Annotated in this window: 19 protein-coding genes and 1 pseudogene; 7 read left to right on the forward strand and 13 right to left on the reverse strand. The window is 52.7% G+C overall.

What is annotated here, in order from left to right:
- Positions 1 to 483: 483 nt before the first annotated feature.
- Positions 484 to 3,075, reverse strand: coding sequence for a bifunctional acetaldehyde-CoA/alcohol dehydrogenase (gene adhE, locus KNP02_RS09060; protein WP_214708633.1), 2,592 nt, complete (start codon positions 3,073 to 3,075; stop codon positions 484 to 486).
- A 383-nt stretch (positions 3,076 to 3,458) separates the two neighbouring features.
- On the opposite strand from adhE, the gene KNP02_RS09065 reads away from it, so the two are divergent.
- Positions 3,459 to 3,905, forward strand: a complete 447-nt coding sequence (locus KNP02_RS09065) for a MarR family winged helix-turn-helix transcriptional regulator (RefSeq protein ID WP_034777458.1) — start codon at positions 3,459 to 3,461, stop codon at positions 3,903 to 3,905.
- Positions 3,906 to 3,984: 79 nt separating this feature from the next.
- Positions 3,985 to 4,695: a YebC/PmpR family DNA-binding transcriptional regulator gene (locus KNP02_RS09070; RefSeq protein WP_214708630.1), complete on the forward strand. Its 711-nt coding sequence runs from the start codon at positions 3,985 to 3,987 to the stop codon at positions 4,693 to 4,695.
- Between the two features lie 77 nt (positions 4,696 to 4,772).
- On the opposite strand, the gene ltrA is transcribed toward KNP02_RS09070, so the two are convergent.
- Positions 4,773 to 6,035 (reverse strand): group II intron reverse transcriptase/maturase, encoded by a 1,263-nt coding sequence (ltrA, locus tag KNP02_RS09075; protein WP_214708628.1) that lies wholly within the window; start codon positions 6,033 to 6,035, stop codon positions 4,773 to 4,775.
- A gap of 698 nt (positions 6,036 to 6,733) precedes the next feature.
- Between ltrA and KNP02_RS09080 the strand changes: the two genes are divergently transcribed.
- On the forward strand, positions 6,734 to 8,053 hold the full coding sequence (locus KNP02_RS09080; RefSeq protein ID WP_214708626.1) for a Na+/H+ antiporter family protein: 1,320 nt from the start codon (positions 6,734 to 6,736) through the stop codon (positions 8,051 to 8,053).
- Positions 8,054 to 8,202: 149 nt separating this feature from the next.
- On the opposite strand, the gene KNP02_RS09085 is transcribed toward KNP02_RS09080, so the two are convergent.
- From KNP02_RS09085 to KNP02_RS09110, 6 genes are all read right to left on the reverse strand, one after another.
- The gene (locus KNP02_RS09085) at positions 8,203 to 9,654 is read right to left on the reverse strand and encodes a glutamate synthase subunit beta (protein WP_214708624.1); all 1,452 of its coding nucleotides are present in this window, start codon (positions 9,652 to 9,654) and stop codon (positions 8,203 to 8,205) included.
- The gene (gltB, locus tag KNP02_RS09090) at positions 9,651 to 14,090 is read right to left on the reverse strand and encodes a glutamate synthase large subunit (protein ID WP_214708622.1); all 4,440 of its coding nucleotides are present in this window, start codon (positions 14,088 to 14,090) and stop codon (positions 9,651 to 9,653) included. Before gltB ends, KNP02_RS09085 begins: the two co-directional genes overlap by 4 nt.
- A gap of 278 nt (positions 14,091 to 14,368) precedes the next feature.
- Positions 14,369 to 15,118 (reverse strand): TspO/MBR family protein, encoded by a 750-nt coding sequence (locus KNP02_RS09095; protein WP_034777451.1) that lies wholly within the window; start codon positions 15,116 to 15,118, stop codon positions 14,369 to 14,371.
- Positions 15,119 to 15,335: 217 nt separating this feature from the next.
- Complete coding sequence (locus tag KNP02_RS09100) at positions 15,336 to 16,148, reverse strand: aldo/keto reductase (RefSeq protein ID WP_214708620.1); 813 nt, start codon at positions 16,146 to 16,148, stop codon at positions 15,336 to 15,338.
- Between the two features lie 66 nt (positions 16,149 to 16,214).
- A complete protein-coding gene (locus KNP02_RS09105; RefSeq protein WP_214708618.1) occupies positions 16,215 to 17,012 on the reverse strand; it encodes an ABC transporter permease subunit in 798 nt (265 codons plus the stop codon).
- Complete coding sequence (locus KNP02_RS09110) at positions 17,013 to 17,885, reverse strand: ABC transporter ATP-binding protein (protein WP_214708616.1); 873 nt, start codon at positions 17,883 to 17,885, stop codon at positions 17,013 to 17,015.
- A gap of 121 nt (positions 17,886 to 18,006) precedes the next feature.
- On the opposite strand from KNP02_RS09110, the gene KNP02_RS09115 reads away from it, so the two are divergent.
- Complete coding sequence (locus tag KNP02_RS09115) at positions 18,007 to 18,570, forward strand: TetR/AcrR family transcriptional regulator (RefSeq protein ID WP_214708614.1); 564 nt, start codon at positions 18,007 to 18,009, stop codon at positions 18,568 to 18,570.
- A gap of 42 nt (positions 18,571 to 18,612) precedes the next feature.
- Here the strand turns inward: KNP02_RS09115 and KNP02_RS09120 are convergent, their stop codons facing one another.
- From KNP02_RS09120 to KNP02_RS09140, 5 genes and pseudogenes are all read right to left on the reverse strand, one after another.
- Complete coding sequence (locus KNP02_RS09120; protein WP_214708612.1) at positions 18,613 to 19,722, reverse strand: NAD(P)/FAD-dependent oxidoreductase; 1,110 nt, start codon at positions 19,720 to 19,722, stop codon at positions 18,613 to 18,615.
- A gap of 80 nt (positions 19,723 to 19,802) precedes the next feature.
- Positions 19,803 to 20,537, reverse strand: a complete 735-nt coding sequence (locus KNP02_RS09125) for a Bax inhibitor-1/YccA family protein (protein ID WP_138859490.1) — start codon at positions 20,535 to 20,537, stop codon at positions 19,803 to 19,805.
- Between the two features lie 26 nt (positions 20,538 to 20,563).
- Positions 20,564 to 21,088 (reverse strand): type 1 glutamine amidotransferase domain-containing protein, encoded by a 525-nt coding sequence (locus KNP02_RS09130; protein WP_214708610.1) that lies wholly within the window; start codon positions 21,086 to 21,088, stop codon positions 20,564 to 20,566.
- Between the two features lie 96 nt (positions 21,089 to 21,184).
- Positions 21,185 to 22,105 (reverse strand): annotated as a pseudogene (locus tag KNP02_RS09135) (NAD(P)-dependent alcohol dehydrogenase).
- A gap of 104 nt (positions 22,106 to 22,209) precedes the next feature.
- Positions 22,210 to 22,491: a hypothetical protein gene (locus KNP02_RS09140; RefSeq protein WP_214708608.1), complete on the reverse strand. Its 282-nt coding sequence runs from the start codon at positions 22,489 to 22,491 to the stop codon at positions 22,210 to 22,212.
- A 172-nt stretch (positions 22,492 to 22,663) separates the two neighbouring features.
- On the opposite strand from KNP02_RS09140, the gene KNP02_RS09145 reads away from it, so the two are divergent.
- The 3 genes from KNP02_RS09145 (at position 22,664) to KNP02_RS09155 (ending at position 24,760) form a co-directional block, all read left to right on the forward strand.
- Entirely contained in the window at positions 22,664 to 23,335 is a 672-nt protein-coding gene (locus KNP02_RS09145; RefSeq protein WP_214708606.1) for a Type 1 glutamine amidotransferase-like domain-containing protein, read from the forward strand.
- A gap of 154 nt (positions 23,336 to 23,489) precedes the next feature.
- Positions 23,490 to 24,284, forward strand: a complete 795-nt coding sequence (locus KNP02_RS09150) for a thymidylate synthase (protein ID WP_214708604.1) — start codon at positions 23,490 to 23,492, stop codon at positions 24,282 to 24,284.
- On the forward strand, positions 24,281 to 24,760 hold the full coding sequence (locus KNP02_RS09155) for a dihydrofolate reductase (protein ID WP_214708602.1): 480 nt from the start codon (positions 24,281 to 24,283) through the stop codon (positions 24,758 to 24,760). The genes KNP02_RS09150 and KNP02_RS09155 overlap by 4 nt, the downstream gene beginning before the upstream one ends.
- Positions 24,761 to 24,775: the final 15 nt, after the last annotated feature.

Below are 24,775 nucleotides of genomic sequence, written 5' to 3' on the forward strand. Positions count from 1 at the left end.
AAGGAGAGGAATACAAGAATGCTAGAGAAAATAGTAAGACATAGTTGGAATGTCCTATCTGGTTTGTTCGTCTTGTTAAATTCGGTTGGGTTGACGATTGGCCGAGCCGTTTTTGCGGAAACGGATACCCCACATTATCGATGGTACTTTATGTTGTGGTTCGTATTATGGACAATCGGTTTCTTATTACAATTTAGAGAGCGGACGAAATGGATTGGTTTGTTGATTACGTTTATTCCAACGTTTTTTTATCTGCTTCTTGTACTGCGAGCGATGGAACTTATATCGTTTTAAATGCATCTGTTTAACCCATTATGGGATTTTGATTGATTTCGGCTTACACGAAAAGAAGTGGGCTGAGATGGCATCAAGTTTGTCGTCTGGTTCAACGCCATCGCATTATCCGTTATCCTCTTATTCATTGGACTCTCCCTCATTGCATGAAAAAGGCGGCCACTCGTTTGAGTGGCCGCCTTCCGTTGATTACACGCCTTCGTATGCAGCGTACATGATCTCTTTCAATTCTTCGACGAGCGGCATTTTCGGGTTGGCCGTCGTACATTGGTCTTCGAACGCGTCGACTGCCATCTTGTCGACTTTCGCGTCGAGGTCCGCTTTCTTGATTCCTTGGGCTTTGAACGAGAGCTTAATGTTCAAGCGCTGACCGAGCTCGATGATCGCTTGGATGAGCGACTCGACGCCTTCTTCCGTCGTGCTAGCTGGAAGTCCGAGGTAGCGCGCGATTTCAGCGTAACGCTCGTCGGCGATGAATGACTCATATTTCGGGAACGCCGCGAGTTTCGATGGGCGTGTCGCGTTATAGCGGATGACGTGCGGCATAAGGATCGCGTTCGTCCGTCCGTGTGGGACATGGAACTCGCCACCGATTTTGTGTGCGATCGAGTGGTTGATACCGAGGAACGCGTTCGCGAACGCCATACCAGCCATTGTCGATGCGTTGTGGACTTTCTGACGCGCTTCGGCGTCACTTCCGTTCTCATACGCTTTCGGGAGGTAATCGAAGATCATCTTCATCGAACGAAGCGCGAGTCCATCCGTATAGTCGTTTGCCATGACCGAAACGTACGCTTCGATGGCGTGTGTCAACACGTCCATACCTGTATCAGCCGTGATTGAAGCTGGGACCGTCATGACGAACTCAGGGTCGACGATGGCGACGTCCGGTGTGATCGCATAGTCAGCGATCGGGTATTTGACGTTGCGTTTCTTATCTGTGATGACCGTGAACGGTGTCACTTCAGAACCCGTACCTGATGTTGTCGGGATGGCGACGAACATCGACTTGTTGCCGAGTGTCGGGAACTTGTACGTCCGCTTGCGGATATCCATGAATTTTTGGCGAAGGTTCGAGAACTTCTCTTCTGGGCGTTCGTAGAAGAGCCACATGCCTTTCGCGGCATCCATCGGTGATCCACCACCGAGTGCGATAATCATGTCTGGTTGGAAGTGACGCATTGCTTCGGCACCACGCATGACCGTCTCGACCGATGGGTCTGGCTCGACTTGGTCGAAGATGCGGTACTCGACACCAGCCGGCAAGTTTTTGACGACTTTATCGGCAAATCCGAGTTTGACCATCATTTCATCTGTAACGATCATCGCCCGTTTTTTCGATGTGAGCGATTGAAGGTATTGGACCGAGTTTTTCTCAAAGTAAATCTTTTCAGGGACTTTAAACCATTGCATATTCACGCGACGTCTCGCCACCTTTTTCACGTTGAGTAGATGTTTCGCCGTCACGTTCTCAGAGACGGAGTTTTTACCGTACGACCCACAACCGAGTGTGAGTGATGGTGTCATTTCATTATAGAGGTCACCGATCCCGCCGTGTGCCGTTGGCGAGTTGACGATGATGCGGCAAGCTTTCATCCGGAGTCCGAATGCGAGGATGGCGTCGTCGTCTGTCGAGTGGATGGCTGCCGTATGACCGAGACCACCGATTTCAAGCATCTTCTCTGCGATGGCGAAACCTTCTTCACGCGATTGGACTTTGTAGGCTCCGAGTACTGGGCTAAGTTTCTCATGTGAGAGCAATTCTGTCGCGCCGACCGTCTCGAGTTCGGCAATCAAGATTTTCGTGTCGGCCGGAACGCTAATTCCAGCTTTCTCGGCGATCCAGGCTGCAGGCTTCCCGACGATTTCAGGGTTTACCGCACAAGAGTCTGTTTTAATGACGAGTGTCTCGAGTTTTGCTTTCTCTTCTGGTGAGCAGAAGTAGCAACCGAGCGCCGTCATTTCGGCTTTCACTTCTTCGTAAACTTCTTGGTCGACGATGATCGCTTGTTCAGATGCACAGATCATCCCGTTATCGAACGTTTTCGACAAGATGACGTCCGAGATGGCACGTTTTACTTTTGCTGTCTTGTCGATGTAGGCTGGAACGTTACCAGGACCGACACCGAGGGCCGGTTTACCAGTTGAATAGGCTGATTTGACCATCGCCGCACCGCCTGTTGCGAGGACCATGGCGACTCCTGGGTGGTTCATAAGTGCTTTCGTCGCGTCGAGTGACGGTTTTTCAACCCATTGGATCAAATGTTCCGGTGCGCCGGCTTCGATGGCTGCGTCACGAAGGATGCGGGCCGCTTCACTTGAACACTGTTGTGCCGACGGGTGGAAGCCGAAGATGATCGGGTTACGTGTTTTGATGGCGATGATTGCTTTGAACATCGTCGTTGATGTCGGGTTCGTGACCGGTGTTACCCCGGCGACGACGCCGACTGGTTCCGCGATGTACGTGATGCCGTTTTGCTCATCGTCTTCGATGACGCCGACCGTCTTCTCACCACGGAGTGAGTTATAAATATATTCTGTCGCAAAGATGTTTTTGATCATCTTATCTTCAAACACACCGCGACCAGTTTCTTCATATGCATGTTTCGCGAGTGCGACGTGTTGTTCGAGACCGGCTAGCGCCATCGCCTGAACAATCGCATCGATTTTCTCTTGATCAAACGTCATTAACGTGTCGAGCGCTGTATGTGCTCGTGTGACGAGCGTGTCGACCATCTGTTCTGCTGATGTTTCCACTACTGCTTTCTCTTTAACTGCCATGTTGGGTTCCTCCTCATGAATGAGAGCTTATACTGCTGACTTGATGGAGAGCACGGGTCGATCAGTGGTTTGATAAGAGTTTGTGCTTTCCTTCACATTCATAGAATACAACGTTTCCAACAATTTGTGCGTGACAACAATGTGAACTCTTTCACAATATTTTTTGAAGAATGAGGATAGGTCTTGCTTTTTGATAGGACGCTCAGTAAAATCGTATGCGTTTTCATGAAAAGATGAAGTCTAACAAATGTGAACGCTTACATATATTGTGGCGCCTGTTTGTCTGATGTGCTGTGCAATTTGTCACGCAACAAGGATTGTCGTCCACCCCGCCCTCGGTCGTGTATAATGAAGAAAGAACCTAATTAGGAAGTGACATGACTATGCCGAGACAAGACGCAGCCGATCAGTTCGTAAAACTGATCCCATTAATCCGCAGGAAGTTGTTACGCCGTTCCGACCTCCCGCAAATCCCAAACTTGAACTTTTCCCACTTTCATCTCCTCATGTTGATTGAGGATGAGGGCGCCGTGACGAACGGACACATCAGCGAGACGCTATCGATCGCCCCGCCAAACGTGACGCCGCTCATCACGAAGCTCGTCGATGAGGGCTACATCACCCGCGTGCCGGACGAGCGTGACCGCCGTGTCATCTGGAACCAGTTGACCGACAAAGGTGAGCTCGTTCTTCGCGAGCGGCGCGACTCGTTTCGACGCTTGTTCGAGGACCGCCTCGCTTTTTTAGACGAGGAAGAGACGGATCGATTGATTGACAGCCTGAAGACGTTGACGGAGATCGTCGAGAAGATGGATAAGAGCGAGGGATGATTTTTACTCGTCAACATCCACGTCTTCTTATATAATCGAGGATGAATCAATCGAACAATGGAAAGAGAGATGACATGTAATGGGTCGTAAATGGAACAACATTAAAGAGAAAAAGGCGTCAAAAGACGCCAATACGAGTCGCATTTATGCGAAGTTCGGCCGTGAAATCTACGTAGCCGCCCGCCAAGGGGAACCAGATCCAGAATCAAACCAAGCGCTCAAATTCGTCGTTGAACGGGCGAAGACGTACAACGTCCCACGCGCCATCATCGACCGCGCCATCGACAAGGCGAAAGGCGGCGACGAAGAGAACTTCGATGAACTCCGCTATGAAGGGTTTGGACCGAACGGCTCGATGCTCATCGTCGACACGCTCACGAACAACGTCAACCGGACGGCGTCTGAAGTCCGCGCCGCTTTCGGTAAAAACGGCGGCAACATGGGTGTCAGCGGATCGGTCGCTTACATGTTCGACGCGACGGCCGTCATCGGTGTCAGCGGCATGTCTGCTGACGACGTGCTCGAACTCATGATGGAGCACGATCTTGACTTTCGCGATGTCATCGAAGAAGATGAGACGATTATCGTTTATGCGGAACCAGAAGCGTTCCATGCCGTCCAGACTGCTTTCAAAGCTGCAGGCATCGAGACGTTTGAAGTCGCCGAGTTGACGATGTTGCCACAAAACGAGATCGCCCTCGACGACGAGTCGAAAGAACAGTTCGAAAAACTGCTCGACGTCCTCGAAGATCTTGAAGACGTGCGCCAGGTGTACCATAACGTTGAATGATCAATCGAGTAGGAGGGAGTGATTAACTCCCGACCTCTCACACCACCGTACGTACCGTTCGGTATACGGCGGTTCAATTAAGATGTATGACGCAAAGTTTCATAACGTGATACCAGACTTTTGAGCCCTCGGGAACTCCAGTAGGAGTTCCCGAGGGCTTTGTGCAGTATCGGACTTTTTGAAATCCGCCAGTAACCCTTCCGTGAGTTGCCCCATTCATGGGCCTTCCCTTTCGGGATGCCCAGTCCGGTGAGCTTTCTCACTTTTGTGATCGGCTTCTTCCAGCTCTTCCACACGCACATGCGTAGCCTTCTTCGAATCCACGACTCGAGGGTCTTGAACACACTCGGTGTGTCTGCCAACGCAAAGTATCCGCACCATCCCATCAGGTATTGGTTCAGCTTTTGGATACGGACCTCCATCGAGTACGGTCTCTTTCGCGATGTGATGTCGCGGATTTTATCTTTCATCCGGTTCACACTGGCTTTGGCAATCCGTACTTTCGGTTTTCTGTGCTTCGTGAAGCTGAACCCGAGGAACTTTCGTCTCCATGGGCGGTCTACGGCGGACTTGTTGCCGTTCACTTTCAGCTTCAGCTTCCCTTCGATATAGGAGGTCACCGACCTCATGACCCGATTTCCCGCTTTTGGTGTTTTCACATAGATGTTGCAGTCATCGGCGTAGCGGACGAACTGATGTCCACGCTTCTCGAGTTCCTTGTCCAGTTCGTCTAGGACGATGTTCGAGAGCAGTGGGCTGAGTGGGCCTCCTTGCGGAGTGCCTTCCTCGTTGTCCGTCACGACTCCGTTTATCATGATTCCGGTTTTCAGATACTTGTGGATGAGCTTGAGCAGACACTTGTCCTCGATTCGCTTCGCCAGAAGCCCCATGAGCTTGTCATGGTTCACCCGGTCGAAGAATTTCTCCAGGTCGATATCGACCACCCAGCGATTTCCCTCTGCGATGTACCCTTTTGCTTTCTTGACCGCCCCGTGGGCACTCCGATTCGGTCGGAATCCATAGCTGTGGTCAGAGAACGTGGGGTCGTAGATAGACGACAACACCTGGGCGATCGCCTGTTGAATGAAGCGATCCATCACGGTAGGGATGCCGAGCAGTCGCACACCGCCGTCAGGTTTCGGGATTTCGACCCTGCGGACCGGTTGCGGCTGGTAGGTTCCCGACAGAAGCTCCACCTTCATGGTGTCCCAGTGTTCGATGACATGCGCTCGCAGGTTTTGTACGGGCATTCCGTCGACACCGTGGCTTCCTTTGTTCCGAACCACTCGGTTCAGGGCACGTATTAAATTTTCCCGTGACAGAATCTGTTCCATTAACATTCGTTATGCCTCTTTCCGTGAACAACGCTTCTTCTTTATCCAGTCCCTGCTCCACCCTCTTGATGTCCCCAGTGGAATTCACCACGTCCTCCATTCAAGCAAGCCCTGACGGGTTGTCTGTGTTCATCACAGCGACTGCCTGCCAAGATGTTGTTCTCTCTTAATTGTTCGGCCCTTCCCACTCGTCTCGAGACAAGGTGGTACTATGGCCTCTGCTGACTTCTGATTGTTCAGCCGCCCATCCCTGGGCGGGTTACCAAGGGTACTTGGCGTTCCAATCAGAGCTCCCCGGGTAAGGACGCAATCTTTCCCTCCATCTATCTGCTCCATTTACTGCATGCGACCTTCGGCAGAAAGGGCTTTGCCTTGTTCAGCAGGCTCACCCAGTCGCACATAGCCTCGTATGAAGTTCGTGTACCTCAGACCGGAGGTTTGCCGCCCGCTTCCTTCAGATTCCACGTCGCCGTGGACACCCTTGCGCTTGGCTAACTGTTACTTCTGCCTTCACAGTTCGGGACTTGCACCCTATAGATTACGCCCATGCCGGGCACACTGAACGAGCGATAACTTTTCGGAGTTATCGCTTTTTTTGAACAATCGATTTGACAACCCGAAAAACGTATGTTAAATTTCAAAAGTCTTTATCATATTAAAGCGATAACAAGAGAAAGAGTTTTGAAAGAAAGGTGTTGGAAATAATGAATGCTGTCTTATTAGCTGTTATCGTATTATTCGCTCTTGCGATCAGTCGAGTTCACATCGTCTTATCGCTCATCCTTGCCGCGGTCGTCGGTGGTCTGGTCGGAGGTCTCGGGTTTAATGAGACGTTGACCGCCTTCAGTGACGGGCTCGGCGGAGGTGCGACAATCGCCCTCAGTTACGCGTTGCTCGGCGCATTTGCCGTCGGTCTATCAAAAACAGGGCTCCCAGACGTCCTGGCTGAAAAGTTAATCAGCATGTCAGGCCGCGACGTCACAGGCAAAAGTGTGACTCGGGTCAAGGCATTGTTGCTATCGTTCCTCTTATTACTAGCAATCAGTTCGCAGAACGCTTTACCGATTCACATCGCGTTCATCCCGATCGTCATCCCACCGCTCCTCGTGCTATTTAACGAGTTGAAGCTCGACCGCCGTCTTGTGGCGACGATTCTCACGTTCGGTCTCGTCACGCCGTACATGTTACTCCCGGTCGGATTCGGTGGCATTTACTTGAATGAGATTTTGCTGCCGAACATCGAGACAAACGGCTTGACTGTCGGTGATGTCAACATCGTCAGCATCATGGCCATCCCGGCGCTCGGGATGCTCGTCGGTCTCATCACGGCCTTCTTCCACTATCGGGAGCCGCGTTCGTATGAGACGGTCCACCTCGGACCAAGCGACTATGAGATCCGGACGTTGAGCCCGCTCAAGATTTGGCTCACGGCCGCCGTTATCCTCGTCGTACTCGTCGTACAGCTTCAGACCGAGTCGATGATCGCCTCGGCCGTCACAGGACTCATTCTGTTGACGTTACTTCGCCTCATCCCTTGGTCAGAGGCCGATGACATCTTCACGAGCGGCATGCGCATGATGGCCTTTATCGGCTTCGTCATGATTGCAGCAAGCGGTTTTGCCGCCGTCATCCGCGCGACCGGTGCCATCGAACCACTCGTCAGTGGTGCGAGCGGCATTATGGGTGATTCACAATTTGTCGCCGCACTCGTCATGCTCCTCGTCGGACTCGTGATCACGTTAGGAATCGGTTCGAGTTTCTCGACGATTCCAATCATCGCGGCCATCTTCGTCCCGCTTTGCATCCAATACGGTTTCTCGGTCGAGGCGACGATCGCCATCATCGGGACGGCCGGTGCACTCGGTGATGCTGGTAGCCCGGCAAGTGACTCGACACTCGGACCGACGAGCGGCTTGAACGCCGACGGTCAACACGACCACTTGCGTGAGACGGTGTGGCCGACGTTCCTCCACTACAACATTCCGCTCATCGTCTTCGGCTTAATCGCCGCCATGGTGTTGTAATCACTTCCGATTGCGCCGAGCGTAAATCGTGCCGAGCAAGACGAGCACGAGTAAAAACCAAACCCCGGTGTACATGAGGATTTCGATAATCATTTCTGACTCCTCCTAAATGTCCATGTAAAAAGGAGCGACGAATTCGTCGCTCCTTTTTATGATGAAGTTTTTAGCTCTTGTTGACAAGTGTTCAAGTATCCGTCGACGGTATCCGCGACCTCGCGACCTTCTCGGATTGCCCAAACAATCAAACTTTGTCCCCGTCTCGCATCCCCTGCAACAAACACACCCTCGACGTTCGACGTATAGTCATGGTTCGCCTCGATGCCGACTTTCCGGAGCTCTCGCTCCGGTCGTTCGAACCCGATGGCGACAAGGACGAGATCGGCTGGATACGTCTCGACCGACCCGTCGACGACGAAGAACGTCGCCTGTCCGTCGGGTTTGACGATTTTCTCCATCCGTTCCGTCTCAATCCCGACGAGACGGTCTCCATCTTTGATAACCCGGTTCGACCGAATCAAATACGTGCGCGGGTCGTGGTCGAAATGTTCAATCGCTTCCGCATAAGCGTAATCAGTCGACAACGTGTCCGGTTGAAGCGGCCATGGCCGCTCCGGCGCCCGGAACATGCCTTTCTCCGGGTGTTTCCCGAACTGCGTCACCGACTTGGCCCCTTGACGGATCGCCGTCGCCACGCAGTCCGCTCCCGTGTCCCCGCCACCGATGACGATGACGTCTTTCCCGTTCGCGTCGTATCGAGCGTCGAGCGATTTCCCGCCGAGCACCCGCGTCGATTCCGTCAAATAATCCATCGCCGGCTCGACGCCTGTGGCATCATCCCCATCGATGCCGAGCGTCCGTTGTTTTTGAGCCCCTGTCGCGAGAATGACGGCATCGTACGTGTGACGGAGTGACTCGATCGTCACATCGGTCCCGACGTTGACGCCCGTCTTGAAGCGAATCCCTTCTGCCTCGAGTAGCCGTACGCGACGACGGACGACGTCCTTCTCAAGCTTCATGTTCGGGATGCCATAGAACAACAGGCCGCCCGCCTCATCCGCTTTCTCATAAATTGTGACCGCATGGCCGAGCTGGTTCAATTGATCAGCCGCCGCGAGTCCGGCCGGCCCGCTGCCGATGATGGCAACACGGTGTCCGGTCCGTTTCTTGACATGACGTGGCTTGACCCAACCTTCCTCGAACGCGCGGTCGATGATCGTCCGTTCAATCGATTTGATCGCGACCGGATCCTCGCTGATGCCGAGCGTGCACGACCCTTCACACGGGGCCGGACAGACACGCCCCGTAAACTCTGGGAAGTTGTTCGTCTCCATCAATCGTTCGTAGGCCCGATACCAATCTTGATCCGAGACAAGCTTATTCCATTCGGGAATCAAGTTGTGGATTGGACAGCCGATCGTCTCTTGACCGATCATGTCCCCGACGTGACAGAACGGGGTGCCGCAATCCATGCAACGCTCGGCTTGTTTGACGATCGGTCCGTCTTCCATCCGTGAAGCGTATTCACTGTAATCCTGAATCCGTTCGAGGACGGAACGTTCTGGCAATGTCTCCCGTGGGATATCGATAAATTTATGTCTCATGCTCCCCCTCCTTCAGTCACGACGCGGAATAGTTCGAGGGCGCGGTCGGCGTCACTCAATTCCGGACGCGTCGCCTCGATGTGACGCATGACGTCAAGTACGTTCGCATAGTCACGCGGTACGACTTTGACGAAGCGTTTTCGTTCTTGCTCAAACGCCTCAAGTACGGCTCTCGCTTTCACACTGTCCGTATGGAACTGGTGCATCTCGAGCAACGCGTAAATCTGTTCGGCATCTTCATCGGTCAACTCTCGATCAATCGAGACGAGCTCTTCGTTGACAAGATATTCGTACGCCTGGTCCCCGTAAAGGTAGGCCACTCCGCCCGACATCCCGGCCCCAAAGTTACGACCGACCGTACCGAGGACGACGACCGTCCCACCGGTCATGTACTCACAGCCGTGATCGCCGACGCCTTCTGTCACAGCGACCGCACCCGAGTTACGGACGGCAAATCGTTCTCCGACATGACCGTTGAAGAACGCCATCCCGGACGTCGCCCCGTAGAGACAGACGTTCCCCGCGATGACTTGTTCGCTCTCTTCAAACGGGGCATGTTTCTCGGCGATGACGGCGAGTTTCCCACCGCTCAAGCCTTTCCCGACGTAATCGTTCGCGTCGCCGATGACTGAGATCGTGATCCCGCTCGGCAGGAACGCCCCTAAACTTTGGCCGGTCGATCCGCTGAGGCGAAGTGAAATCGTATCCTCGGCAAGACCGACGTTGCCATGCACTTTCGTCACTTCATGCCCGAGCATCGTCCCGACGGCGCGGTCCGTGTTGCGGACGCGGCCGACGAAGAACGTCGGTTGGAGCGACTTGATCGAGCGTGATACGGCCGGGATCAATTTTCGGTGGTCATACGACTGATAGGCCGGATGCGGCAACTCTTCTTTTTCCGGCAACGCTGTCGGAATCGATAGCATCGGTGCCAAATCAAGTGTTCTCGCTTTCGGATGTTCTTGTTTCCAGACGCTTTCCTCTAACAAGTCGGTCCGGCCGATGACGTCACGGAGCGATTTCGCGCCGAGCGAGGCTAAAATCTCTCGCACGTCTTCGGCGAGGAACGTCATCAAGTTGACGACGTGTTCGGGTTTGCCCATGAACTTTGCGCGCAAGGCCGGGTCTTGTGTGGCGACACCGACCGGACACGTGTCGAGGTGACACGCCCGCATCATGATACAACCGAGCACGACGAGCGGCGCCGTCGCGAACGCGTATTCTTCGGCGCCGAAGATGGCGGCGAGGACGATATCACGCCCGGTCATGAGCTTACCGTCGGTCTCGAGCGTGACGCGGCCCCGGAGTCCGTTCAACGCGAGCGTCTGATGCGTCTCGAGCAGACCGAGCTCCCACGGGAGTCCCGTATGCTTGATTGATGTCCGTGGTGACGCCCCGGTTCCTCCGTCATAGCCACTGATGACAATCGTGTCGGCGTTCGCTTTGGCGACACCGGCCGCGATCGTCCCGACGCCTGACTTCGAGACGAGTTTGACGCTGATTTTCGCGTTCGGGTTGACGTGCTTCAAGTCGAAGATCAGCTGAGCCAAATCTTCAATCGAATAGATGTCGTGGTGCGGCGGTGGCGAGATGAGTCCGACACCTGGGACTGAGCCGCGCACTTCGGCGACCCATGGATATACTTTGTTCCCTGGCAATTGTCCACCCTCACCCGGCTTCGCACCTTGCGCCATCTTGATTTGAATCTCATCGGCGTGATACAAATATTCGGCCGTCACACCGAAACGACCGCTCGCGACTTGCTTGATGCGACTGACGCGTTCACTGCCGTCCTCATCAGGGGTGAATCGATTCCGGTCCTCCCCGCCTTCCCCTGAGTTGCTCTTGCCGCCGATTTGGTTCATGGCGATGGCGAGCGTCTCGTGCGCCTCTTTCGACAAGGATCCGAACGACATCGCTCCCGTCTTGAAGCGGCTGACGATCGAAGTGACCGACTCGACTTCATCAATCGAAATCGCATCTTGTTGTTTGAACGCGAACAATTGACGTAAGAATTGGCCTGACGATTCGTGGAGTTTGACGTAGGCGTCATAATACCGGCGCTCGTTCTCACGGCAGGCCCGCTGGAGCAAATGAATCGTCTTCGGGTTAAAGGCGTGCTCTTCCCCATCAGCGCGCCATTGGAAGTCGGCTCCGGCCTCGAGCGGTCGTTCGCGCTTATAGGCAGATTCATGCTGCCGGCGCGACTCTTCTTCGAGTTCGGTGAAACCGACACCGGACAACTGTGATGTCGTCCCGCGGAAATGGCGTTCGATCAAGGCACGGTCAATCCCGACCGCCTCAAAGATTTGGGCCCCACGGTAACTTTGTACGGTCGAGATCCCCATCTTCGACATGATCTTGACGATGCCATCGACCGATGCCGTCTGATAGCGGCGAACGGCTTCTGTGAACGAGTATGGCAGTTGACCGGCCTCGACCGCCTCGGCAATCGTCGCATAGGCGAGATACGGATAGACGGCGTCAGCGCCGTACCCAATCAAGGCGGCCGCTTGGTGCACTTCACGCACTTCGCCACTCTCAGCGACGAGACTGCACGACGCGCGAAGGTTGACGCGAATCAAATGTTGGTGGACGGCGCTCAAGACGAGGAGCGACGGCATCGCCAACAGGTTTTCGTTCATGCTTCGGTCTGACAAGATGATGACTTCAGCACCGTCGCGGACGAGCCCTTCGACACGTTCGAACAACGTCTCAAGAGCAGCCTCGAGGTCGTGTTCGTATGTCGTCTCGACCCGTTCGACGCGAAGCGTCTCGTTCACTTGTTCGACCGCGGCCGCATCAAGGAACGGATGTTTGAGCCAGACGCGACGCGCATGACCGCGGCCGGTGTGGACCGGGTTTGCGAGTGGTCCGAGCCACGTGAACGTGGCCGTGACGATCTTCTCACGCAATGCATCGATTGGCGGGTTCGTGACTTGGGCGAAGTGCTGTTTGAAGTAATGGAACAATGAGCGTGGCCGTTCAGACAAGACCGCGACCGGTTGGTCATGACCCATCGAACCAATCGGGTCTTTCTTCTCAAGGATGAGTGGGACGAGATATTGTTCGATATCTTCTTTCGTGTAACCGAACGCCCGCTGTTTCCGGTGCAGGTCGGCGACGAACGGTTCTTCGACCGGAGACTCTTCAAGCTTAGTCATCTGCTTCAACCATTTACCGTACGGCTCGGCGCGCGCGATCGTCTGTTTGATTTCCGCGTCAGGGATGAGGCGTTTCGATTCTAAGTCGATCAATAGGAGCTGGCCTGGACGAAGTCGCTGTTTCGACTTCACGTTCTCGGCTTGTACGGGAATGACGCCGCTCTCAGACGACAAGATGAGTTCGCCATCAAGCGTCTCGATGTAACGCATCGGCCGCAGTCCGTTCCGATCTAAGATGGCGCCGATTTGACGGCCGTCCGTGAAGACGACACCAGTCGGTCCATCCCAAGGCTCCATGATCGATGAATGATATTGGTAGAAGTCTTTTTTGAACGGATCTATTTTCACTTCTGCGAACGGCTCAGGGATGAGCATCATCGCCGTATGAGCGATGGAACGACCGGTCCGTGTGAAGAACTCGAAGGCGTTATCGAGCATCGACGAATCGCTGCCCGTCTCTTGAAGGACTGGGAACAGCTGATTCACGTCCTCGAACAAATCGGTCGATGTCACGCCTTCGCGCGCTCGCATCGCGTCGATATTGCCGCGGAGTGTGTTAATTTCTCCGTTGTGCACAATCATGCGGTTCGGATGGGCCCGCTCCCATGATGGGAACGTGTTCGTCGAGAAGCGAGAATGGACGATACCGAACGTGCTCTTATAGGCCGGCGCCTGCAAATCGAGATAAAATCGCTCAATCTGTTCAGGCGTCAGCATCCCTTTATAGACGATCGTCTTCGTCGATAAACTCGGCATGTATAGATTCAAGTCTTCGGTCTTCTCAATCGTTCGTCTGAGTTGGTAGAGTGTCCGCTCGTTCGAGTCGTAGTCTGCGAATGGGCAAGAAACGAACCATTGATAAATCGTCGGCTGTGTCACCCGGGCGTGTTCCCCAATGGCCAAACTATCGACCGGGACCTCACGCCAGGCGATGGTCGCATAGTCAAACTCATCGGCAATCGCTTCCATCTGCCGTTGCTTTTCTTGCAGCCGTGATTCGTCAGGTTGGAAAAAGACCATCCCGACCGCGTAGCGACCTGGTGTCGGCAAATTCATCGTCTCGAGGAACAGTTCGTGCGGTAACTCGGTCATGATCCCCGCGCCGTCTCCGGCATCGATGACGCCTTGCCCGCCCCGGTGTTCCAGCTTACAGAGCATCGATAATGATTTACTGACAATGTCGTGTTTCTTCTCTCCGTTTAGGTTGACATATAGCCCAATGCCACATGCGTCTTTTTCGAATCGTGAATCGTACAAGCCTGTTCGCTTCATCGAATCAACCCCTCTCTCTCGATCTTGTTTCGTAAATTTTATTTTGTTCTAAATATTCTGATAAATCAAGGGGCTTGTATATCATTCTGCATAATTCACGTCCATCACCATATCGATGTAAGCGGATTCATTAGCGTTATCAAGCAATTTTTGAAAACATGTTATAATGCATAAAGAATAATTATCCATAAAATATATTGATATATAGGTTCATAAGAACTCAAATATTCTCGCAAAAAAAGCGGTAGTCTATTGAGCTACCGCTTCTGCTTTCGACCTTATTCAACCGTTTTTCGTGAGTGATGCAAGAATGCCCGTGGCTTTTTCCAAATGATCAAGCCGACATAGCCGAGGGTAAGCAAAATCAAGGCACTGACGAGGACGACATAAAGCGTCGCATTGTCGATTCTTGCGAAGATGGCGACGTAGGCCCAGACGAAGACGAGCGGATAGATGAAGTCACGATGCCACCACATGAAGACGAGTGCGAGGACAACACCGACCATGAGCATGAGCGACGTCCAAGCCAGTTCGTCGAGCCCGAGCAACGTGGTGACATTTTCTCGGTTCATGACGACGAACACGTTGACGATCGTCGCGACGGACACCCAGCCGATATAAATCGAGAACGGGAACCGGTCGAGCCAACTTGTCGACGTCCGGAAGGCGATGTAATAGAGCCAGGCGAGCGTCGCGAGAAATGCGATCATGACGACGAGCGAAGCGATGAACCACTCGTTCGTAAACGTGAGCAACCAGAGGCCGTTCAAGATACACGAGACAAGAAAGCCCGCTTTCATCCGATTCGCCTGCCGGTTCGCAACCGACCCTTTCTTCAGTTGCAAGACGAGCCAGACGGCGAGCGCGATATAAATCACGCCCCAAATCGAGAACGCGTAGCCGGCCGGTTTGAAGTAAATATCGATTCGGTCCGACACGGCCGCATTTTCACCGCTCGCGAAGTAGTTGATGACGACCGTCGCCAAAAACGCCAGCCAGTTGATTAAAGGCCATTTTGATAAGTCCATGAGTACGATCCTCCGAAGAAGACCTGACACCTCCTTTATTAGCATAGTTTTCTATACCCATGTGCCAACGCTCATACACATCTGGACTAGCTCTTGGAAGAATCGCTAATTACATAATAAAACGACCCCGGCCTAAACCGGAGTCGTGTCAAAGAAGCGGCAGTGTCACCGCATTCGGGATCGTCCACCTAAGTAGGTGGGCGACAACATCAATTGTTTAGAAGTCAATCTCGTCCGGGTCGGGACCGAGACGGTCATGTGTCGCCACGGCATCGATTTTCGCCAAGTCGTCCGCATCGAGCGCAAAGTCGAACACTTCGAAGTTCTCTTGAATGCGGTGCGGTGTGACGGATTTCGGAAGCGCGACATTCCCCGTGTCCAAATGCCAGCGAAGCACGACTTGCGCCGGCGTCTTACCGTGTTTCTCCGCGATCTCAGCGAAAGTCGGGATGTCGAGGAACTTGCCTTGCATGAGCGGACTCCATGCCTCGACTTGAATGCCCTCGTCTTGGCAATACTCGACGAGGTCCGGTTGCGGCAGTTGCGGGTGCAACTCGATTTGATTGATGAGGGGCGTCATGAGACCCGCTTCTTTCAACGTTTCGAGATGATGTTCTTTGAAGTTCGACACCCCGATCGCCTTGATTTTACCGGCCTCATAGAGGTCAATCAAATCTTTCCATGCCTCGACGAACCCGTCGACTGGCCAGTGGAGGAGGCAGAGGTCCAAATAGTCCGTATCGAGTCGAACGAGTGATTCGTCAAACGCTTCTTTCGTCAGGCGCTGGCGGATATCTTCGTTCCAAATCTTCGACGTCAAAAAGATATCTTCACGAGCGACGCCAGATGTTTGAATCCCTTTGGCGACGCCTTCTTCATTCTTATAAACGGCTGCCGTATCGATATGGCGATATCCGACTTTCAGTGCCTCGGCGACAGCCTGTGGCGCCTCCGTCTCGTTGTCGACTTGCCATACCCCAAAGCCGATCATTGGAATTTTGACACCGTTGCGTAACGTTGCGAGTTGCATACAATCATTCCCCTTTCAAAACTGTTCGAGGTGATTGTATCATACCCGTCATTCTATTTCGAAAAACTAAATCGTCAAATCTTTTCGGGTAAAACGTCCATAAGACAACAGTATTGCGACGATGAGAAGTCCCCCCAACCAGATGAAAGAACGAAACGCTGATTCCCCTTGGATTTGAGCGTTGGCGTCAAACAACGAGAAAATCGATAACGTATTCAACCAGTCGAGCTGGTCACTAAATCCCGAGAAGACGTTCGCCATCAAGAAGAGCGCGAAAATCCCACCTGTGACCATATATGACCGTGTGCAGTCGTCGAACAGGCTTGCGAGAACATAGGCGAGCGCACCGAGGACGACTAGAATCAGTCCTGCGTTCAACTGAAGCGTCCACAGTAAGCCGATGTCGATCTGTAAATCAAACAACACGTTGGCGAGCATCAGACTGAGCCCGTTCAACCCGACGAGCATACCACTCGCAATCACAAGCAACACCATACTAGCCGTCACGTAACCGCCACGTGAAATCGGTGCGGCCAAATAAAGCATGACCTCACCCGAATCGACCGGTTTAGCCATGAGCCGTGAGGCGAACGTGAGCGCGAACAGGATGGCCAATACGTAAAAGATGAGCCCATAGTAATTGCCCGCGAGCAGATTGATGACGTTGTCCATCGCCAAGTTCGGGTCGATTTTAAACACTTCTAGCAACTCGGGTGGCAACGAATCCAACTTTCCTTCAATCAGCCCCGTCTCTTGGATGGATGGGAACACCGCCGCCAAAAAGAACAAGTAGAGGCTCGTCCCGAGCGAGTACCCAAGAATCCAGCTACGATTTTGTTTAAACAGTGCCGAGATGAGAACCATTTATTTCGCCTCCCCATAATATTGCATGAACAGATGCTCGAGTTCGTCCGTGCCGCTCGACAACGATTGGACTTCGTGACGGGCGAGTCGATGAATCAAGTCGTTCAACTCTTCGACCGTCGATAAAGTGACGGTGACGACCACACCGTCACGCGAACCGACTTCTTCGCTCAACCGCATTGCTGCCGCCTCGTCCTTCAATTCGATCCGATACGTCTTCTGACTATGCCGTTTTAACTCGGTCATCTCCGCTTCGATGATCATCCGACCATCACGGATGAGTGCGGCCCGGTCACACGTCTTCTCCATCTCCGGGAAGTGGTGGGAACTCATCAAGACCGCCTTACCCGCTGTTTTCTCAGCGATAACCCAATCGACGAGCCGTTCCTGCATGAGCGGGTCGAGCCCGCTCGTCGGTTCATCGAGAATATAAACCGGCACATCTTTCATTAAGCAGGTGACGATGGCAAGTTTTTGTTTCATTCCTTTCGACATCTTGCGCACTTTGAGTGACGTATCGAAAGCGAACACGTCACGCAACGTCCGTTCGCGCTCCGCGCTCGTCACATGAAGTTTCCGAGTCAGTCGGATGACATCCTCCCCAGTCATGTCCTGTGGATAATTGATTTCGCCAGGCAAATAGCCGACAAGCGCCTTCACCGTCTCACTCTCGTTCCAGCAATCATGTCCCATGACGGTGGCGACACCAGATTCAGCGTGGAGCAACCCCATCAAGTGACGAATCGTCGTCGATTTCCCCGCCCCGTTCGGTCCGATAAATCCGAACACGGTTCCCGGCTCGACCGTGAACGACACGTCGAAGATGCCGTGTGACGCATCGAAACGCTTCGTCAGTCCTTTAATTTGAATCACCGCACTCACTCCTTAGTTTTGAAATTTATTATATATATGATTACAAAACTAGTATATCACGTTATTTTTTGAAATGGAAATGGTATATTGATTACAAAACATTAGAGAAGCGAGGGTCATCATGGATGGATTCACAAAACGAACTGAAACGAAACGACGAGCAATCTTAGACGCCGCCTTTCGGCTAATGAACGAGAAGCAGTCCCGTTTCACGGTGAGTGAGCTTGCTCGCGCCGCCTCGGTCTCACCGGTATCGATTTATAATTACTTCGGCTCCAAAGAACAAGTGATTGTCGCCGTCTTGACCGAAATGACGGAGGAACAGATGGGATGGATCGAGTCACAAATCGCTGACACCGTCCCGTTCGATCAATTGCTGATCGAGATTTTGTCTCGTAAAATCGAGACGGCCGGGCTGTTCGACGAGACGATCACTTCGATGATTCAAGCGGACGCCTCGTGGCAACAGTTGGCAGGACGAGGCTACGCCGCATTCCGGCAATTGATTGAGTACGGGAAGACGAGCGGGGCCATCGACCCGGAGCTGTCGACCGATTCGTACTTACGCTACGTCCAACTTGTGCAACAGGCGATTTTGTCCGACCCGTCCTTCCCGTCAGGTGACATGAGCTCGTTGATGCAAGACTATTTTCATTTCTTCTTGAACGGAATCATGAGCCGTTGACGACAAACAAGCGACCACCGAAGAGGATGGTCGCTTGTTTTCTCATGTCAGATAGATGAAATCTTCAATCGGATAAAGCGACATATCGAGCTCGCAGTCCCCTGTCAGAACGAGATCGGCGAGCACTTTCCCGATGAACGGGCCGACCGTCAAACCGGACGAGCCGAGACCGTTCGCGACGAGCAACTGCTCCGCTCCCGGTACGCGACCTAGAATTGGAATCGAGTTCGGCGTGACCGGACGGAAGCCGACACGCGTCTCAATCAGTTCGGCCTCAGCTAGTCCTGGGGCCGATTCTAGCCCTTTCGAAAGCACTTCATGAATCCCGATCGCCGTCGGTCGTGCGTCGAACGCCTTGTCCCGTTCGTGCGTCGAGCCGATGACGATTCGTCCTTCTTCAAATCCGAGCAAATAGCGACGCCGCGGCGGCATGACGACCGGCCAGTCGGACGCGTCCGTATCAGGCAGCTGTACGTGAACGATTTGTGCCTTCTCCCCAGCGACACGGGCCGTATACCCGATCGGTTCCATCAACTCGGGCAACCACGCCCCGCAGGCGAGTACGATTTCATCCGCCTCAAAGCGGATACCATCACATTCGACATGATAGCCGTCCGCTTCAACGAGCACGGCCGAACCGTCAACCAAGGTCACGCCGCGTTTTACGGCGATCCGTTCGAGCGCCGCTCTTAACTTCTCCCCATCGACGCGTGCCCCTCCTTCGACGAGAAGGGCGTCATATTCGTCCGAGAGCGGCGGGAACAGCGCTCTCGCTTCTTCTGCCGTCATCCGGGTCAAATCGCCGATTTCCGGGGCTTCTTCACGGCGTAGCGCCGTCCGCTCTTGCATCTCGTTCAATTTTTTGTCTTCGTGCAAGGCGAGCGTCCCGACGCGTTTATAGCCGGTCTCCGTCTCTCCTTCTCGCTTCAAATCGTCCACGACGGTCGCGTAGTAGTGAGCGCCCCCTTTGGCGAGCGCGTACCACGCCTTGTTCCGGCGCTGGGCGATCCACGGGCAGACGATGCCTGCTGCCGCGTCGGTCGCACGGCCCTTCTCTTTCCGGTCGATGACGGTGACGTCGGCCTTCCCGGCCAGATGGTACGCGGTCGAGATGCCGACGATTCCTGATCCAATCACAATCACTTTTTTCATAACAGTAGCGCCATCATCGGTTTGATGACGGCTTCACATCCTTTCCTTTCATAAAAAATCACCGGCCCAAAGGCCGATGATCAGTCGCGCATGGCGAGGCGATACAGTAAATCAAGAATTTCAATATAGAGCCAGATGAGCGTCACAATCAACCCGAACGCCGCGACCCATTCGAGCTCTTTCGGAGCCCGGCTCTCGACTTGACGAGCGATATAGTCGAAATCAAGCACGAGCGCGAGTGAGGCGATGATGACAATTACAAATTGCACGCCGATGGCAAGCGGTGACGAGCCCGTCATGAACGGGAGTCCTGAACCAAAGAAGCTCATCCCAATTTGAACGAGATAAAGCAACATGACCGTAAAGATCGCGGCCGTGACACCGGCGCGGAACTTTTGCGTCACTTTGACGAGACCCGTCGAGTAGACGAACCACATGGCGAACGCGACGATGAACGTCGTCAAGACGGCACGGCCGACGATGCCCGGAAGCATCGCTTCGAAGAAGTACGAGATCAACCCGACGAACACCCCTTCGACAATACCATACAATGGCGCGACGACAGGTGCCGTTCTCGGTTTGAACGTGATGACGAGTGCTAAGACCAAGCCGAGGATGAGCGAGCCGATCATGAGCGGGAACAATAACGCCTCCCCGATTGTCGGCACGAGCATCCACGTCGTCCCGGCGGCTGCCGTGACGAGCAAGAGCAGCGTGAACACTTTCGACCACGTACCGGCTTTCGTCATCGGCGTGGTGCTATAAGCTGTTGTCTCCATTGATTTACGGAGAACTGGATTCGATTTAAGTCTCAACTGTCGTTAACCCCTTTATTCTATTTTCAGTTCTTGGCCATGACTTTAATGAATTCCCGCATATAGTCAGGCAGGTCAGGCGGACGGCGGCTCGAGACGATATGACCGTCGACGACGACCGGCTCATCGTGCCAAATCGCACCCGCGTTTTCCATATCATCTTTAATACCCGGTGTGCTCGTGACGTTGACACCATCAAGAATCTTCGCTGAAATCAATACCCAGCCAGCGTGACAGATTTGACCGATTGGCCGTTTCTCGTCATGCATATAGCGGACGAACCCTTTCACTGAATCGAAGCGGCGCAACAAGTCGGGTGACCAGCCACCTGGGACGAGGATAGCGTCGTATGATGAGATGTCGACGTCATCGAACGCGATGTCCGATTTGGCTGGAACGCCGTACTTACCGATATAGGCGTGATCCGCCTTCTCGCCGGCGAGGATGACGTTTGCGCCTTCCTCGCGTAACCGATGGACCGGATACCATAATTCTAAGTCTTCAAAGTCGTCACTGAGGATTTGCAAAATATTTTTACCTTGTAATTGCATCGAATCCCTCCCTTTATTTGTCTTTCACAAGTATACCCCATAAGCCACGTGGCGAAAACAGGGACGATTAATGAAACGCACGTCGCTTAACTTGAATCAATTTGCTTGTGTCACGGTCACAATCACATTTCCAGCCTTTCCTCCGGCATCAACGTAACGGTGCGCCGCGACGATGTCCTCGAGCGGATAAACCGAATCGATGACGGCCTTTACTCGGCCGGCTTCAAACAGATCGTTCAGGAAAGTCAAATCCTCTTTCCGTTCACTCGCAGGTCCTTGTCCGGCGACAGAACTGAATTTCCCGTGTTCGGCGACATGCTTCCGGGCCACCGCTTATCGATTTTCCCGGCCGCATCGAACACGGCGTCGTATGTGGTCAGTTTCTTATCATAGCCTGCTTTCGTGTAATCGACCACGACGTCTGCGCCAAGACTTCTGACGAGTTCGAAGTTCCGCTCTCGACAGACTGCCGTTACGTGAGCCCGTAATAGTTCGAGATTTAAACGGCCATCGAACCGACTGCTCCGGCAGCCCCGTAAATCAATACGGTCTTCGCTTGTTCGATGTTCACTTTACGCAAAAAGTGAAGAGTCGTCGTCCCTCCGAACGGAAAGCTGGCTGCTTCGATAAAACTAGCGTTGTTCGGCATGCGTTCAATACATTTACTCGCTTTGACACACGCATATTCAGCGTAGCCGCCGAAACGCATCCCGGTCAGCGCATAGACGCGGTCGCCGACCTTGAAGTCTTCAACGCGGCTACCCCCGTCTCGACGATCTCCCCTACCAAGACGACACCGAGAATCGGTTGGCGCGGTGCCTTGAAACCGACGACGATTCGCATCGGTAGCTTACCTAGAGCCGGTACATCAAGAGCCCGTAATCGTCGGTCGCCGGAATGGACGGAAGAGGTGTGAACTTTGATCAACAACTCATCCGATTTTGGCACAGGCTTGTCGACCTCTCGGAGCTGTAACACATCAGGTGGCCCATATGCGGTACAAAACACTGCTTTCATCGTAACCCTCCTCTTAAGACGTGCAGTAGTTACTAATGAATTCACCGTCTCAATAAAATAAAACTAGATGGAAAAGTCATCTGGTTCCTGGAATGAGTTTTTCATCAAACAAGCTGAGGAATAAGAATGACCGCCAACAGAAAAACGGAAGTGATTTTTACTTTGTTACGATTCAATGCGAAAGGAAGCAGAAATAACCCAAGAAAAGTAATGGCAAGGGCGATAAGTCCATGGATGAAGTACCCTTCAGTGGATGCGATTGGGATGCTGATCACATGAATGGTTGGATTTAAGAAAAAGCCCATCGTTTCAAAAACAAGATTTCCGATTAGGCCAAGGCTCAGTAAGCATACGGATAATAAGAAAATTAATGATTGCTTCTTCACGATAATCCTCCTTTTGAACGTACATCAATCAACATGACAAGGTAGACTCGTTTGTCTTCTTCATTATAAACAATCACATATTATTTATGGAAAAAATTTCAACCAATTCGGTTACAATGAGATTGATTCTAATCAATTTATTGAAAGAACTTCCATACGAAGGAGGCTCACTATGAAGACGTGCTACTATCTTGGATGGTTCAACGATTTTTTCCCAACTCATTTGGCAGATGCCTTATCACGAGACGTGACAAATCGGCAGTCCCTCGTAATGATCAGCTCGGACCCTGCCTCAACTGCGGAAAATGGTGTTATCGAGCTATCGTGGTTACAGGAAGCCGGCATCTTGTTCAACGACTATCACGTAATCAATTATGAAACGGACCGAACTAATGCAAAACATTTTCTTAAAGTAGCTTCGATGATCTTCTTGTTAGGTGGGGACACCGTCAAGCAAAATCAGTTCATACATGAATATGACCTAATCCAATCGATTCAACAAAGCGAGGCCATCGTCATAGGCGCTAGTGCAGGCGCAATCAATATGTCTTTGTCTTGGTTATGCTCGCCATTCATGGGTTATGAGGTTTCAACCCCAACGATTTTCCAGGGCGTGGCCCTCAACGATTTTTCGGTGCTCTCCCACTTCGATCTCGAACATCACATGCACATCGTCAAGCAAGAGCTCGCCCTCTTATCCGAAGAATTACCATTCTATTTGTCGAACAAAGATTGTGCACTTCGTGTTCAAGGTGATCAAGTCGATATCTTCGGAGACGTTTATTTGTACGCGAATCGAAACATAACGAAGCTACCTGAGACCACATCTTTCCATACAGATTAGTCCCTCCCATTACGATATGGTTTCATGTTAAAACCGAGATAATTATCGCTTGCAAAATCTGTATGTAGAAATCGAAACGTTATGTCGTCAATATATTGTGTTATAATGAGTGCGTCTTTTTGTAAATTTTTGAACGAGAAAGGGGACTTCCCACATGAAACAATACCATGATTTATGCACCCATATCCTCGAGAACGGGGTCGTCAAAGAAGACCGCACCGGGACCGGGACGACGAGCGTGTTCGGCTACCAGATGCGTTTCAACCTTCAGGACGGGTTCCCCCTGATCACGACGAAGAAATTACATACGCGCTCCATCATCCATGAACTACTCTGGTTCATCACCGGTGACACGAACGTCAAATACCTTCAAGACAACGGGGTTCGTATTTGGAACGAGTGGGCCGATGAGGACGGTAATCTCGGTCCTGTCTACGGGGCGCAGTGGCGCTCGTTTCCGAAACCAGACGGCACGACTGTCGACCAGCTCACGCAAGTAATCGAGCAAATCAAAACGAACCCTGACTCGCGCCGACTCATCGTCTCGGCCTGGAATCCAGGGCAACTTGAAGACATGGCGTTGCCGCCGTGCCATCTCATGTTCCAGTTTTACGTCGCGGACGGCAAATTGTCGTGCCAGCTCTATCAACGAAGCGCTGACACGTTCCTCGGTGTCCCGTTCAATATCGCGTCTTACGCTTTGCTCACGCATATGGTCGCCCATGTGACCGGGCTTGAAGTCGGAGACTTCGTCCATACGCTCGGCGACGCCCACATTTACCATAACCACCTCGAACAAGTGAAGCTGCAATTGACGCGTGAGACCCGACCGCTCCCGACATTGAACATCCTGCGTGACGTGTCATCCATCGAGGACTTCCGGTTTGAAGACTTCGAGATTGTCGGCTATGACCCTCATCCACACATTAAAGGAGAAGTGAGCGTATGATCACCCATGTCGTCGCCATCGGGAGCAATCGGGAAATCGGGAAAGATAACGCCTTGTTGTGGCGCCTGCCCGATGACTTGAAACAGTTCAAAGCTGTCACGACGGGTCAAACGGTCGTCATGGGACGAAAGACGTTTGAATCGATTGGTCGGCCGCTGCCGAACCGACGCAATATCGTCGTCACGTCGGACCGCACCTTCTCGGCTGAAGGTGTCGATGTGTGGCACGACCTCGAGTCGCTTAAAGACGAGACGACAGACCTTTATATCATCGGTGGCGCGACGCTCTATGAGCAGACGCTTTCGATAACGGACCGGTTCTTCGTCACCGAGGTCGATGGCACGTTCGAGGCGGACACGTTTTATCCGTCCCTTCCGGACGGTCTTATCGTGACGAACGAACAGTTTCATCCGGCCGACGAACGGCATGCCTATAGCTTCACATTCCGTCAATATGACAAAAGGGACATCGACTGAGTCGACGTCCTTTTT

The sequence above is a fragment of the Exiguobacterium sp. s40 genome (assembly GCF_018617905.1).
Classification (GTDB): Bacteria; Bacillota; Bacilli; order Exiguobacteriales; family Exiguobacteriaceae; genus Exiguobacterium; species Exiguobacterium mexicanum_A.